Origin of the sequence: Cupriavidus sp. a3 (assembly GCF_051015765.1) — a bacterium.
In the GTDB taxonomy this organism is placed as follows: Bacteria; Pseudomonadota; Gammaproteobacteria; order Burkholderiales; family Burkholderiaceae; genus Cupriavidus; species Cupriavidus oxalaticus_A.
The window spans coordinates 1,374,266-1,388,675 of sequence record NZ_CP170643.1 but is presented as its reverse complement, the minus strand read 5'-3'; the positions used below and the strand labels follow the sequence as shown (position 1 = coordinate 1,388,675).

Here is a 14,410-nt window from a genome sequence, read left to right as displayed (position 1 = left end):
CCGGCTGTCGTAGCGCCGCGAGCAAGATCAAGCCGTGGCAGTGGCGCCGCGGCGGTCCATGTCGAGCACCGACCAGGCATAGATCGCCAGGCCGCCCAGCGCCAGCAGCAGGCCGACCCAGCCGGTCGAGGTCCAGCCATAGCCGGCTGCGATGGTCACGCCGCCCAGCCACGCGCCGAGCGCATTGGCCATGTTGAACGCCGAGTGGTTGAGCGCGGCCGCCAGTGCCTGCGCATCGCCGGCCACGTCCATCAGCCGGATCTGCAGCGCCGGGCCCAGTGCCACCACGGTGCCGACCAGCAGCACATTGGCCGCGGCCAGCCACGCATGCGGCGCGGTGAAGGTGAAGGCGCCCAGCACCAGCGCGGTCCACACCAGCACGCCGCCGATGGTCGGCATCAGCGCCTTGTCGGCCAGCCGCGCGCCGGCGAGGTTGCCCACCACCATGCCGACGCCGAACAGCGCCAGCACCACGGGGATGCCCGCGGCCGGCATGTGCGCCAGTTCGAGCATGGTCGGCTTGATGTAGCTGAACACCGAGAACATGCCCCCAAACCCGATCGCGCCGATGCCCAGCGTCAGCCACACCTGCTTGCGCCTGAGCGCCGACAACTCGCGCAGCGGGCTGGCATGCCGGTCGGCCGGCACGAACGGCACGCAGCGCCACACCAGCAGCGCGGTCAGCGCGCCGAGCGCACCCACGATCACGAAGGCCGATCGCCAGCCGAGCCAGGTGCCGACCGTGGCGGCGATCGGTACGCCGACCAGCGTCGCGCTGGTCAGCCCAAGCATCACCAGTCCTACCGCCTGCGCGCGCCGCTCGCGCGGCACCAGCCCCGCGGCGACCAGCGCCGCCACGCCAAAGTAGGTGCCGTGCGGGAAGCCGGTCAGCAGCCGCGCCACCAGCATCGACAGGTAGGCCGGCGCCATCGCGCTGGCGAGATTGCCCGCCGCGAACACCGCCATCAGCGCCACCAGCAGGTTGCGCCGCGGCCAGCGCGCGCCCAGCACCGCCAGCAGCGGCGCGCCGATGACCACGCCCAGCGCATAGGCGCTGATCAGGTGGCCGGCTTCGGGGATGGAGATGGCGAGGTCGCGCGCGGCATCGGGCAGCAGACCCATGATGACAAATTCGCCGGTACCGATGGCGAAGCTGCCGACGCCAAGCGCCAGCAGTGCGAGGCGGCCGGAACTTGCCGGCCGTCTGGCCTTTGCAGGGTGGTCGGAAAGATTCGGCGTGCTCGCATCGCGCGAGGGGCCGGAAGGCGGAACGCCGCGGACGGCGTCCGCGGCGGCGTGTGCATGTGGGGCGGCCATGTACAGGATTGCAGGGGGTTCTACGAAAATGCCGCCCGCTGCCGGGCGGGTCGATGACCCCGCCTCTGGTGATCCAGCGTGCTCCTGTGCGGCGCGCAAGGCGTTATTGTGCGGCAAAACGCGCAAACGTGCCGGCACGCCGCCGCGTTCAGCCCACGCCCGGCCCGCGCTCAGGCTTGAAGCTGGTAGCGCTCCGGCAGTCGCTTCGACGATCACTAGGCCGGCACCGCCACGGGCCAGGCCAGCGTAATGCGCCTGGCAGTGCTGCAGAACCGCTATGAGCTTGGGCTGGTTACGCTGAAGCCAGACGATGCACGGCGCGCGGCGAGCCCGTCTATCGAAGAGCGCCAGGAACTGGTCGTGCTGGCCCGCCGGCGGTCGATACGCTCTGGCTGGTCCATCGTGCCGAGTGGCCGCTGTCGCCGCGCGCCGCCCGGGTGCTGGAGCACCTGCGGCCAGGAAGTCGCGCGCTGCACGGCCGCGCGGACAAGGCATCGCGCGGCATCCGGTGAAGGCCTATGCCCTAGCGGTCCTGCCGTTCGCGCCACGCCTCATACAGGTCTGGGCCTTCGTCGCGCGCCGGCAGGTAGGCCAGCTTCATCTCGCGCTGTTCGACAGGCCGCGCCAGCTCGACATAGCCGCGCTCCGCGGACAGGTCATAAGGCGCGCCGTCTTCGTTGGAATAGGCGTAGTAGACCGCCCCGACACCGGCCAGGTACATCGCCGTCAGGCACATCGGGCACGGGTAGCCGCTGGCGTAGACCGTGCAGCCGCTCAGGTCGGGCTTGCCCAGTGCACGGCTCGCGGCGCGCACTGCCTGCATTTCGGCGTGCGCGCTGGGATCGCAGGTGGCTTCCACCTCGTTGACCGCGCGCGCCAGCACCTTGCCGTCCTTGACCACCACGGCGCCGAAGGGCCAGGTGTTGCGCTCCCGCACGTTTTCCATGGCAAGGCGGATGGAATCGATCAGATAGGTTTCCGTGGTCGACACGCGTTATCTCCTGTGAGGGCTCGGCCCTGGTTGGGCCGATGAGGTGGCTGGCTGACAGACTATAGGCCAGCGTGCGTGCGCGGCGTGCGGCAAGTTGTTATACAGCGAATTTGGTTCCAGCTCGCTGCCGGTGCTGAGCCGCAACGCGGCTTGACGGCGACGCTTTCGCCGGGACCCGGTGCGGCGCGTCACCGGCGACCGGCGTACTGCTCCGTTGCCTCCCGCTGCGCGGCTGCCATTTTCTGTGGCCAGGTACTCTTGATATACGCCAGCACGGCGATGATGTCTGCATCGGACAGCAACGGTGCGAACGCCGGCATGTCGCTCTCATAGCCCTCCGGCGCGGTAACGCCCGGGACCAGGCCATTCCGGGTAATGGCAAACAGCACGGCGTCGGGATGATGCCACGTGTGGCCGGAAGCATCATGCGGAGGCGCCGGCATCCGGCCGCTTGGCAGTCGCTGGCGCCACTCGGGCTGCCCCTGCAGGCTGGCGCCATGACACGACGCGCACTGCTGCGCGTAGATCTTCCGACCCTGCGCAACCAGTACCGTATCGGAGGCATCGATGCGAAGCTGCCGCGCATCGCTTGCCTTTCCGGCAGGGATGGGCGCCTCGATATATCGCTTGGCCTGCAGCGCAACGGCGGCGGCAGCCGCCGCGCCGAGTGCGATCAGTCCAGCGATGCGCCAGCGTCGCTTGCTTGAATCTTCCATGTTGGCTCGCGTCAAGTAGCAGCCCCCCTGAGCCGCAACGCATTGGTAATGACCGAGGCAGAACTCAGGCTCATCGCCAGCGCCGCAATCATCGGCGGCCGGGACCCATCGAGGCATCCGCTTTGCCTGTTACCGTGGCGTTGCCCCTGGCTCCTTTTGGCTGCCATGGAAGAAATGCATCAGCGGGTACGGCAACACTATCGCAAAGGGCGGCCGGGAGGCAATGTGGCTCCCACATTGGCTCCCAAACGCGGGCGCACCCGCGAATCCATCGTATGAGGCCTTCTCTCACCAGGACGTTACGCGGCCATTACATCCCGGTAAGGTGTCTGGCGAATTGGCGCTCCCATCCATGGCCGGCAGCATGCGCTTGACGTGCGACAAAGCGCCACAACCGGCATATGCTGCAAGCAGGCAAAGGCTGCTACCATTCGTGCCACACCGGCATCACAACATGCGTACTCCCCTTCATCGGCTCTTGCTTGCCGTATTCCTGCTGAGCGCTTTCCTGACAGTGCAGCTGGCAGCGGCAGCGTATGCCTGCGAGGGCAGCCGGTATTCGCTTGGCTCGATGGAGGGAATGCCGGGCATGACGGAAGCCTGCCCCGACATGGCAAAGGAAGACGCCGCGCCGGGCATGCATGACGGGCTTTGCCAGGAGCACTGCCAGCTCGGCTCCAAGTCGGCCGACCATGCAACACCCCAGGTTCCCGCCTTCCATCCGGTGCTCGTCAATATTGTGGTGCCCACCCCGGTACCGGTACTGGCACATCGCGTAGCGGTTTCCCGCGACGCAATTCCGCGCGCGCCGCCACGCCCCCTCCCTATCCTCAACTGCTGCTTCCGAACGTAGCCTCCGAAGCAACGCCTGCCATCGTGCCCTGAGCCATAGGCGTCAGGGCGGTCGTTGCTTTGCGGAGGCTTTATGCATTTGCGTTTCCCCACCATGTGCGGGCGCCGGCTGGTGCTCGCCATCACGCTGCTTGCCATTGTCCATCCGGCACGGGCGGAATCCCTGGCCGCGCTCTCCCTGCAAGAAGCGGTCGCACGCGCATCGTCGCGTTCGACGGATGCCGAGACATCGCGGTCGGCGGTCCAGTCAGCCATTGAGATGGCAGTAGCAGGCAAGCAGTTGCCGGACCCGGTGCTGAAGGTCGGCGTCAACAACGTGCCGGCGAATGGCCCTGACCGGTTCTCGCTTGGCACGGATTCGATGACCATGAGGTCGATCAGCGTCATGCAGGAATTCACGCGCGCGGCGAAGCGCCAGGCCCGCGCCGAGCGCTTCGAGGCCGAAGCGTCTTCGGCCGAGGCCCAACGCACGGTGGCGCTGGCCGCCGTGCAGCGCGGCGCCGCCACGGCATGGCTCGAGCGCTGGTATGCCGAGCGCGCATACGGCGTGCTCACCGAACAGTCGCAGTCGATCAAGCTGCTGGTGGATGCGGCACAGGCCGCCTATCGCGGCAACCGCGGTTCGCGTGCCGATATCCTGGCGGCCGAGATTGAATGGCAGCGACTGCAGGATCGCGAAGACGAAGCCCGCGCCGCGGTCGCTTCGTCCCGGGCGATGCTGCGCCGGTGGGTCGGCGACGCTGCGGAACTGCCGCTGACCGAGCGCCCCGCGCTCGATGCGCCGGCCTGGCTCGATACGCTCGACGCTGCCGGCGCCACGCAACTGCCAGAGGTTGCCGCCGCGGAGGCCCAGGTCGGCGTGGCCGACGCGGAAAGCCGCTTCGCGCGCGAGAGCAAGGTTCCGGACGTCAGCGTCGAACTGATGTACAGCCAGCGCGGTCCCGCCTATTCGAACATGGTGTCGCTGAATGTTTCGCTGCCGGTGCCGTGGGACCAGAAGAATCGCCAGGATCGCGAACTGGCCTCCAGGCTCGCGCAGGCCAATGCCGCACGGGCGCAAGCCGAATCGGTACGCCGCGGCGTGATTGGACAGCTCCGCGGCAAGCAGGCCGAACTGCAACTCGGCCGCTCGCGCCTGGAGCGCTATCGAAATGCCACCTTGCCATTGGCGAAGGCGCAGACCGAGGCGGCCCTGAGCGCCTATCGCGCCGGCGCCGGCAGCCTGACAGCGGTGGCCGAGGCCAGCCGCAAGGCGCTCGACCTCTCGCTCGAGCGGCTCAAGCTGGAGGCAGCTACCGCCAGGCTCTGGGCCGAGCTCGCTTTCCTGATGCCTTTGCCGACTGCCGCACAAGCCATGTTTCCGCAAGGAGTCCAGCAATGAAAAGGACCACGATTGCACGGGCAGGAGCAACCCTCGCTGTGGTGGCGAGCGTCGCCGGTGCCTACTACCTCGGCCAGCAACAGGGACGCCAGCATACGGCCGCGTCGACGACGCCCGCGGGCGACCCTGGCGATGCGAGCCTGAAGGCCGGGGATATCGATCCCCGAAACGGCAAGCGCATCCTCTATTGGCATGACCCGATGGTGCCGGGCCAGCGCTTTGACAAGCCTGGCAAGTCGCCATTCATGGATATGGCGCTGTCGCCCGTGTACGAAGACGCCGGTGGCGGCGCGGCTGTCACCATCGATAGCCGTGTCAGCCAAAGCCTCGGCATTCGAACCGCGGAAGTCAAGCTGGGTCGCCTGGCATCCGCACTGGAAGTTCCAGGGAATGTCGCGATCGACGAACGCGGCATCGAAGTGCTGCAGGCCCGTACGACTGGGTTCGTCGAGCACACCTATGCCAGGACGACGCTGGACCCGGTCCGTAAAGGCCAGCCACTGGCGCAGATCTACTCGCCTGACTGGGTCGCCGCGCAAGAGGAGTACCTGGCCGTGGCCCGCATGAGCGGTAACCTGCAGGGCGATTTGCGCGAAGCCGCCATTGCCCGCATGCGGCAGGCCGGCATGGCCGACAGCCACATCCGCCTGGTGCAGGACACCGGCAAGCTGCAGCCGCGGCTCACCGTTGCAAGTCCGGCAGACGGCATCGTCACCGAGATCGGCGCGCGCGAGGGCATGACGGTGTCCCCCGGCACGACGCTCTTTCGCATTGCCAGCCTGGCCACGGTATGGGTGCTGGCCGAAGTGCCGGAGAGCCAGGCCGCGCAGCTACGGCCCGGACAAGCCGTGTCGGCAATCGCGGCAGCGCTGCCCGGACAAGCGCTGACTGGCAAGGCCGACGCCATCCTTCCGGACATCAACCCAGGCACCCGGACGATCAAGATACGGATCGAGTTGCAGAACAAGGACCGTCAGTTGCTGCCTGGCATGTTCGTGACTGCCCGCTTTGGTGCCCCGCCCGGACCGGAACGGCTGCTTGTCCCGACCGAGTCGCTGATCCGCACCGGGACGCGCACGCTTGCCATGGTGGAAACCGGCCAGGGTGGCTTCAGTCCCGTCGAGGTCAAGACAGGTGCCGAGGCTGGCGGACAGACCGAAGTGATCGAGGGCCTCAAGGCCGGACAGAAGGTCGTGGTATCCGGCCAGTTCCTGATCGACTCCGAAGCCAGCCTGCGCGGTACCGCGCAGCGCATGACGGCAGCGCCAGCCGCTTCGGCACCCGCCGCCGCGGCCGCAGGGCCGGAGCACGAAGGCGTCGGGCGTGTGGAGGCGGTGAGCGCTGAAGGCATGACGATTTCCCACGGCCCGATCCAGTCGATGCAGTGGGGCGCCATGACCATGGACTTTGCCGCACCGCCGACAGGCATGGCGAAGGGCTTCAAGCCAGGTGACCGCATCCGCTTCCGCTTCCGCGTGAACAACGAAGGCGCGGCGATCCTGTCGTCGGTGGAGCCCGCCAGCTCTGCACAGGGAGCCAGGCCATGATTGCGCGGCTCATCCTTGCTTCCATCCGGAATCGCTTCCTGGTCCTGCTGGCCACCGCCATGCTCACCGCCTGGGGCTTGTGGGCCGTGCGCAGTACGCCGCTCGACGCATTGCCGGACCTGTCCGACGTACAGGTGATCATCCGTACGCCGCTCCCCGGCCAGGCACCACAGATCGTGGAGAACCAGGTCACCTATCCGCTGACCACGACGATGCTGTCCGTGCCCGGCGCCAGGACCGTACGCGGCTATTCGTTCTTCGGCGATTCCTTCGTCTACGTGCTGTTCGAGGATGGGACGGACCTCTACTGGGCGCGCTCGCGCGTGCTGGAATACCTGAACCAGGTGCAATCCCGGCTCCCCGCCGCCGCCAGGCCGGCGCTTGGGCCCGACGCGACCGGCGTGGGCTGGATCTACGAGTACGCCCTCATCGACAAGACCGGGCAGCACGACCTCAGCCAGTTGCGCGCCATGCAGGACTGGTTCCTGCGCTTCGAGCTCAAATCGCTGCCCAATGTGGCCGAGGTCGCGTCGCTGGGCGGGATGGTCAGGCAGTACCAGATCGTGCTGATGCCAGACCGGCTGCGTGCCCATGGCCTATCGCAGGCCAGGTTGCTGGCGGCGCTCAAGGGTGCGAACCAGGAAACCGGAGGGTCCGTGCTGGAGCTGGGAGAAGCCGAGTACATGGTGCGGGCCAGTGGCTACCTGAAGACGCTCGATGACTTCCGCCAGATCCCGCTGGTAACCAGCGAGGCCGGCATCCCGGTACGGCTCGGCGACGTGGCCACCGTTCAGTTCGGCCCCGAGATGCGGCGCGGCATTGCCGAGCTCGATGGCCAGGGCGAAGTCGCGGGCGGCGTCATCGTGATGCGATCCGGCAAGAATGCACTGGAGACCATCGACGCGGTCAAGGCCAGGCTTGCCGCCCTGCAGACAAGCCTGCCAAAGGGCGTGGAGATCGTGACCACCTACGATCGCTCGGCGCTTATCCATCGCGCCGTGGATAACCTGACGGCCAAGCTCATCGAGGAATTCATCGTGGTGGCGCTGGTCTGCCTGGTGTTCCTGTTTCACCTGCGCTCGGCCCTGGTCGCCATTGTCTCGCTGCCGCTCGGCGTGCTGGCTGCGTTCCTGGTCATGCGCTATCAGGGCGTGAACGCCAACATCATGTCCCTTGGCGGCATCGCCATCGCCATTGGCGCGATGGTCGATGCGGCGGTGGTGATGATCGAGAATGCGCACAAGCACCTGGAGCACTGGCACGCCGACAACCCGGGAGGGGAACTGTCCGCACAGGAGCGATGGCGCATCGTCGGCGATTCCGCTGCGGAAGTCGGTCCGGCCCTGTTCTTCTCGCTACTGATCATCACGCTCTCGTTTATCCCGGTATTCACGCTTGAAGCGCAAGAGGGGCGGCTCTTCTCGCCGCTGGCGTTTACAAAGACCTACTCGATGGCCGCCGCCGCGGGCTTGTCGATCACGCTGGTGCCGGTGCTGATGGGTTACATGATCCGCGGCAAGATTCCACTGGAACAGGCCAATCCGCTCAACCGGTGGCTGATCCGTGGCTACCAGCCATTGCTCGCCAGGGTGCTCTCGCATCCGAAGATCACACTGGCAATCGCGGCGCTGCTGCTGGTAGCGAGCGCCTGGCCGATTATGCGCATCGGTGGCGAGTTCATGCCGCCTCTCGATGAAGGAGACCTGCTGTACATGCCTTCGGCGTTGCCCGGGCTCTCCGCCGGCAAGGCGGCGCAGCTGCTGCAACAGACCGACCGCCTGATCAAGACCGTGCCCGAGGTTGCGACCGTGTTCGGCAAGGCCGGCCGCGCCGATACCGCCACCGATCCGGCTCCCATCGAGATGTTCGAGACCACCATCCGGTTCAAGCCACGCGATCAGTGGCGTGCGGGCATGACCACCGACAAGCTGGTGGAGGAACTGGATCGCGTGGTGAAGGTGCCGGGCTTGTCGAACATCTGGGTGCCGCCGATTCGCAACCGGATCGACATGCTCGCCACGGGGATCAAGAGCCCGGTCGGCATCAAGGTGGCCGGCACGGACCTGAAGGAGATCGACCGGCTGGCCACCCGCATCGAGGAAGCCGTCAAGAACGTCCCGGGCGTCACCTCCGCGCTGGCCGAACGCCTTACCGGCGGCCGCTATATCGACGTCGATATCGACCGCAGGGCCGCGGGCCGGTATGGCCTCAATATCGAGGACGTGCAAGGCATCGTGTCATCCGCGATCGGTGGCGAGAATGTCGGCGAAGTGGTCGACGGACTGGCGCGCTTTCCGATCAACGTCCGGTATCCGCGCGACTACCGGGATTCCATCGAGCAATTGCGAAGCCTGCCGATCGTGACCGACAAGGGCTTGCAGATCATGCTGTCCGACGTGGCCCGCGTTGAAGTCGTGCAGGGCCCGCCGATGCTGCGCAGCGAGAATGCGCGCCTGTCCGGCTGGATCTATGTCGACATTCGCGGACGCGACCTGCGTTCCGCCGTGCACGACATGCAGGCCGCGGTGGCAAAGGCGGTGCCGATGCCCGCGGGCTACTCGCTGAGCTGGTCGGGCCAGTTCGAGTACCTGGAGCGCGCCACCGGCAGGCTGAAGGTCGTGGTACCGTTCACGCTGCTGATCATCTTCGTGCTGCTCTACCTGGTATTCGGCCGCCTGGATGAGGCAATTCTGATCATGGGCACCCTGCCGCTCGCCCTGATCGGTGGATTCTGGCTGCTCTATCTGCTCGGCTACAACCTGTCCGTGGCCGGCATTGTCGGGTTTATCGCGCTGGCTGGCGTCGCGGCGGAGTTCGGCGTGATCATGCTGCTCTACCTGAAGCAGGCATGGGCCGAGCGCATCAAGAACGGAGAGACCGGCGTCACGGATTTGCTGGACGCGATCCAGGAAGGCGCAGTCCTGCGCGTTCGCCCCAAGGCGATGACCGTCGCCGTCATCCTGGCCGGCCTGATTCCCATCATGTGGTCGCACGGCACCGGCTCCGAGGTCATGCAGCGTATCGCGGCTCCCATGGTCGGCGGCATGGTGACCGCCCCGCTGCTATCGATGTTCGTGGTACCGGCCGTCTACTTGTTACTGCGCCGCCGTCACGCGAAGGCGGCTTCTTCTCTTTCCCCCAATCCCTCACTTCAGGAGGACCCGAAATGAACCACGTTAAGACGTTCGCTGCCGCCCTGGCCCTTGCTGCCGCGCCGGTCGCATTTGCTGCCGGCTCGATGGACAGCATGGACATGAAGACGCCTGCCGCAACCCGGCAAGCCCCACGCGCCGTTGCGGCCGAAATCAAAAAGATTGATGCGCGGGCCGGGAAGGTCACGCTCAAGCATGGGCCGATCGAGAACCTCGGGATGCAGGCCATGACCATGGCGGTCAAGGACCCTGCTTCGTTGAAGAACTTCAAGGAAGGCGAGTCGGTTTCCGCCATCTTCGACACGATCGAAGGGAAGCCGACAGTGATTGACCTACGGCACAAGTAAGGCAAGGCGCGGTGGCGCAGGGCAAATGGCCGGGACGGCATTTCCCGGAGCCACGCCGGTGACCGGAGCATGCAGGCGATCGCCCGCAAAGCGTGCTTGGCGCGTCCTAGAGGACTCGAACCTCTGACCGCTCGCTTAGAAGGCGAGTGCTCTATCCAACTGAGCTAAGGACGCGAAGGCGTGCATTCTACCGCAGCGCCGGCCCGCAGTGCGGATCGGCGGCATTCAGGAAGCCAGGCGCTCGTTCGCGCGGGTGACGTAGCGGCCCGCCGCCGACGCATGGTTGCCGGCAACCGGATGCATCGATACGCCGTTGCGGCCTTTGAGCTTGGCGTCATACAAGGCGCGGTCGGCGCGGCGCATCAGCGCGTCGGCGCCCTCCCCGGGGTTGCGCGTGGCAAGGCCGATGCTGACGGTGTAAGCGATTGCATCCGGCTGGGAAGGACAAGGGCTCGCGCGCACGGCCGTCGCCAGCCGCATGCAGGCCAGCCGGCCATTTTCCATCACGGTATCGGGCATGACGATGGCAAACTCTTCGCCGCCGAGTCGCCCGAGCACGTCGTGCGGGCCGCTGGTACGCCGCAGCAGCCCGGCGAAGTGGCGCAGCACGCTGTCGCCGGCCAGGTGGCCGTAGACATCGTTGATCGCCTTGAAGTGGTCCAGGTCCACAAAGGCCACGGTCAACGGCTTGCGCTGGCGCTCGGCCTGTAGGCAGGCTTGCTCCAGCGCTTCCCAGAAGGCGCCGCGCAGCAGCACGTCGGTCAGGTCGTCATGCCGCGCGCGCCGCTCCAGCATGCGCCGCAACCGGTCATGCGCCATCAGCGCAAAGCTGACCGAGAGGCCAACCAGCGCAAAGACGTTGAGCATGGCCAGTTCGCCGTCCCACGGCAATGGCCGCGGCCAGGCGCCGCCCTGCACCAGCGCGGCAACCGGCAAGGCCATGGTCCATGCATTGGTCGCGGCCACGGCAAGGGCAATCAGCACCAGCGAAGCAGCAGCCAGGCGCCCGACGCCGCGGGAAGTCCGCACCGATGGGCCGATGCTGCGGGTCACGTCGAGCAGCAAGCCGATATGGCATGCCGTCAGCAGCGGCGCCATCTGCAGCCCTGCCAGCGGCGCATCGGGGATGCCGGCTGCCACCAACTGCCATGCCACGCCGACAGCGGCAGCCAGGCAGGTTCCCAGTAGGAGCCCGGTCTTGCCGGAGCGACCAGCAAAATGACGCGCCCCGATCGCCATCAAGGCGAACGCAGCCAGCAACGCGAGATCGGTTGCGTCCGGCACCAGCCACGCGGGGCGCGCGTCCTGCACCGCAGCCAGCACCGAGCCGATCGCCGCGGCGGCATTGCCCAGTGCCCATGACGTCAGGCCACTGCGGCCCATGCCCGCGGATCGACGCAATACGACGCAAACCACCGCCATCTGCACGGCAAACAGCCCTGCGATGAGCACCACAATATGCGACTGAAACATCTTCATTCCCGTCCAAGGCGACCAACGGCGCCCCGCCAGGCGCCGCCTTTCCCCTTTTTATGCCGGTCCTGTGCCGGACCGTTTTCATCGATTGCCGCATATCCTGTGTCGGGCCGCCGTGGCGTTGCCAGCGGCAAAGCCAACGCGCCGAGGCGCTCGCCAGGACAGGGAGCGCCGTTCTTGTTATGGTGATCAGGCCAGTCCGGAAGGAATCTGCAAACCGGCATTCCCGACATCACGCCGGTCGGACTAAGAGCGGTGTGCGGATTATCGCAGCGCGCAAACCCAAGTCAAGCCAAAGTGTCCCCCGCCAAAAGGGGGAGCGCGCCCGCGGGACGGCTCGCGTACCGCGATGTGCCGGATACGCCAGATTGACCGGCCCTGCCGGCGCGCGCTACAATGCTCGGCTTCGGGGCGTAGCGCAGCCTGGTAGCGCATCTGATTTGGGATCAGAGGGTCGCATGTTCGAATCATGTCGCCCCGACCAGTTTTAAGTTTGGCTTCAAGGAACACGGCCTGGACAGCAATGTCCAGGCCGTTTTTCTTTTCTGCCCGCCCCCGCGCGACTGCGTCGGCCCCGCTCACCACCGCGGCATCATGTCGGGCCAGAGCAGTGCGGCCGCGATCAGCAGCAGCACCACGGCCGCCAGCACAAGGCCGCGGCTGGCACTGTCGTGTTGCTTGTCGACCTGAGGCTGCCAGCCCGGGCCGCCGTCCCGTTGTGGCGATACGGGCGCTGTCGGCGCCGCATTGGCCGGGGAGGCCGCCGCGCCGTGCACGACAGTCCGCGGCACATAGTCCGGCTGCGCCAGCAGAAAGCCCATCGGCGTGGCCTGCCCTACCGCTCCCATCTGCTGGAAGAGGAGCTTGGACAGCGCCAGGCAGTCGTCCAGCGCGATTTGCGGTCGCGGCCGGAAGATGCGCAGGTGTTCGCACAGCGTATCGAGCTTGTGGTTGGGAGCATGGAAATACTGGGACCAGCGCACCTGGCGCACCGAGCAGCGCCAATGCTTGCGCTGTACCTCGGGCAGCACCTTTTCCAGCATGCGCACATTGAATTCGGCCCCATGGGCGACCAGCACGTCAGCATCCTCGACGATGGCACGGATCGCACCGACATCGAAGCGCTGCCCGCGCAGCATCTCGGCGGTCAGGCCGTGCATGCCGGTAGCGGCCTCGCTGATCGGCACGGTGGGCTCCTGCGAACCGTAGTAGTCAGTGATTTCGCGCACGAGACTGCCCGCCCTCGGCGCTACTTCGACAAGCAGCAGGCCGATGCTGACAGGCTCGTCCACTGGCGTGAGCCCGGTTGTCTCGGTACTGACGATTGCGACCCGCATGGGCACTCCGGTGTAGCCGTCCGCAAGGCACGTTGGCGGCGGCCGCTATGGTCGTTTGCCTCTAGCGTAGTGCGGGGGTGCCAAACGTCATATCAACCAGATGGGCTAGCCGGAGGCGCCATCGGTTGGAGATAGGCCGGCGCCTCGGCACCAGGCCGGCCATCTCAGGCCTGCTGCGGGCCGGTGGAATCGCCGCGGCGCCGCTCAAGATTCACGTACACATCCGCCGCGACCAGCCCGAACAGTGCGTGGGCGAACAGGCTTTCCCACCCGCGCGCCTCGTCGAACCAGTTGAAATAGCTGCCGAACACATAAAAATTGACCAGGTAGACCACCACGCCGAACACGATGCCGACCAGCGACGCCAACCCCATGCTGGAATCGAGACGGAATGAGGACAGGATCATCGCCAGCACTGCCGAAAGTATGATCGACAGCGCAAAATGAACCGTGCCGGCCGACAGCACCACGGTCCAGTTGAAGGCATCGGCGGAAAGCGCTTCGCGGCCGAGGATAATGGCCGCCACCATCTTCACCGTGCCCCAGGCGCCCTGGTACATCAGGAAGCGCGCCGTCAGCAGCTCAAGCACCATATACACTGCACCGGCGATCAGCCCGGCCACCACGGCGGCCCGCCAGTCCGGAGTGCAGCGGACGAAGCGGTGCGAGTCCAGATGGAGTTCCATGGCAGTCTCCTTGCGAGATTCCGGCCCCGCTGACTCCCGGCGGCCGTACGAGTTAGTTCTAGCTCATACGAGGCAAATACCAAGGCATGCCGGATACGCAAAGCGCTTCATACATCACCTTACATCGCATGGACCATGCGCTGCACAATGCGCAGTTGTCCCACGGCTTCCCCATGTTCGCAGGGGCAATGCTGCAACTGCGTACGTGATACAATATGAGAGCAAGTAGCCCCGGGGTGTCCGTGCATCCCTGTAACCGGGCGTTCTCACCAGCGCGCTCTCGCGAGCGCTCAGCAGCAGCCGGCGCGGCCATCCGCGGCGACACCAGAACTGGCGAACCACCGGGTACACCTGCCCGCCCTGCTCCGCGTAGCGAACGGCCACCCAGGCCGTCACCGGCAGTGTCCACGCCAGGCAATCCGTGCCCGCCTGGCCGGGGCGCGACCGGCATGGATCGAGTATCTGGCGCCACGCGTGGCGCCGCGCGGCATCGTCCGCGTGCGCCTGCCCCGAACGACTTCATTGGCGCGGTTCGCCAAGCCTGGCGAATGTGCGCCGGTTCGCGCCGTGCCCTCGGGCCGGACGAACCGGACCGGAATTTTTGATAA

Annotated in this window: 11 protein-coding genes and 2 tRNA genes; 6 read left to right on the top strand and 7 right to left on the bottom strand. The window is 66.5% G+C overall.

The features are described from left to right. Positions 1 to 27: 27 nt before the first annotated feature. The 3 genes from ACAD63_RS06700 to ACAD63_RS06690 all read right to left on the bottom strand — a co-directional run bounded on the left by ACAD63_RS06700 (position 28) and on the right by ACAD63_RS06690 (position 3,024). Positions 28 to 1,317, bottom strand: coding sequence for an MFS transporter (locus ACAD63_RS06700; RefSeq protein WP_133096113.1), 1,290 nt, complete (start codon positions 1,315 to 1,317; stop codon positions 28 to 30). Between the two features lie 523 nt (positions 1,318 to 1,840). Then, the gene (locus ACAD63_RS06695) at positions 1,841 to 2,308 is read right to left on the bottom strand and encodes a nucleoside deaminase (RefSeq protein WP_195431970.1); all 468 of its coding nucleotides are present in this window, start codon (positions 2,306 to 2,308) and stop codon (positions 1,841 to 1,843) included. A gap of 188 nt (positions 2,309 to 2,496) precedes the next feature. Then, on the bottom strand, positions 2,497 to 3,024 hold the full coding sequence (locus ACAD63_RS06690; RefSeq protein WP_133096134.1) for a c-type cytochrome: 528 nt from the start codon (positions 3,022 to 3,024) through the stop codon (positions 2,497 to 2,499). Positions 3,025 to 3,478: 454 nt separating this feature from the next. Between ACAD63_RS06690 and ACAD63_RS06685 the strand changes: the two genes are divergently transcribed. The 5 genes from ACAD63_RS06685 to ACAD63_RS06665 all read left to right on the top strand — a co-directional run bounded on the left by ACAD63_RS06685 (position 3,479) and on the right by ACAD63_RS06665 (position 10,303). Further along, positions 3,479 to 3,877 (top strand): copper resistance protein, encoded by a 399-nt coding sequence (locus ACAD63_RS06685; RefSeq protein ID WP_133096112.1) that lies wholly within the window; start codon positions 3,479 to 3,481, stop codon positions 3,875 to 3,877. Between the two features lie 72 nt (positions 3,878 to 3,949). Continuing rightward, entirely contained in the window at positions 3,950 to 5,257 is a 1,308-nt protein-coding gene (locus ACAD63_RS06680; RefSeq protein WP_135705525.1) for a TolC family protein, read from the top strand. Then, complete coding sequence (locus ACAD63_RS06675; RefSeq protein ID WP_434033628.1) at positions 5,254 to 6,804, top strand: efflux RND transporter periplasmic adaptor subunit; 1,551 nt, start codon at positions 5,254 to 5,256, stop codon at positions 6,802 to 6,804. Before ACAD63_RS06680 ends, ACAD63_RS06675 begins: the two co-directional genes overlap by 4 nt. Beyond that, entirely contained in the window at positions 6,801 to 9,974 is a 3,174-nt protein-coding gene (locus ACAD63_RS06670) for an efflux RND transporter permease subunit (RefSeq protein ID WP_434033627.1), read from the top strand. Before ACAD63_RS06675 ends, ACAD63_RS06670 begins: the two co-directional genes overlap by 4 nt. Next, a complete protein-coding gene (locus ACAD63_RS06665; protein WP_434033626.1) occupies positions 9,971 to 10,303 on the top strand; it encodes a copper-binding protein in 333 nt (110 codons plus the stop codon). The genes ACAD63_RS06670 and ACAD63_RS06665 overlap by 4 nt, the downstream gene beginning before the upstream one ends. A gap of 97 nt (positions 10,304 to 10,400) precedes the next feature. Here ACAD63_RS06665 and ACAD63_RS06660 read toward each other — a convergent pair. Together ACAD63_RS06660 and ACAD63_RS06655 are read right to left on the bottom strand one after the other, a co-directional pair. Further along, positions 10,401 to 10,477: transfer RNA gene (locus ACAD63_RS06660), tRNA-Arg, on the bottom strand. A gap of 51 nt (positions 10,478 to 10,528) precedes the next feature. Beyond that, on the bottom strand, positions 10,529 to 11,776 hold the full coding sequence (locus ACAD63_RS06655) for a GGDEF domain-containing protein (RefSeq protein WP_434033625.1): 1,248 nt from the start codon (positions 11,774 to 11,776) through the stop codon (positions 10,529 to 10,531). 410 nt (positions 11,777 to 12,186) lie between these two features. On the opposite strand from ACAD63_RS06655, the gene ACAD63_RS06650 reads away from it, so the two are divergent. Continuing rightward, positions 12,187 to 12,263 (top strand) — tRNA-Pro (locus ACAD63_RS06650). Positions 12,264 to 12,357: 94 nt separating this feature from the next. Here the strand turns inward: ACAD63_RS06650 and ACAD63_RS06645 are convergent. Together ACAD63_RS06645 and ACAD63_RS06640 are read right to left on the bottom strand one after the other, a co-directional pair. After that, on the bottom strand, positions 12,358 to 13,116 hold the full coding sequence (locus ACAD63_RS06645; RefSeq protein ID WP_133096107.1) for an exonuclease domain-containing protein: 759 nt from the start codon (positions 13,114 to 13,116) through the stop codon (positions 12,358 to 12,360). Positions 13,117 to 13,280: 164 nt separating this feature from the next. Further along, positions 13,281 to 13,802 carry a hypothetical protein gene (locus ACAD63_RS06640; protein WP_135705529.1) on the bottom strand — a complete coding sequence of 174 codons (522 nt, stop codon included), beginning with the start codon at positions 13,800 to 13,802 and terminating at the stop codon, positions 13,281 to 13,283. Between the last annotated feature and the right edge of the window lie 608 nt (positions 13,803 to 14,410).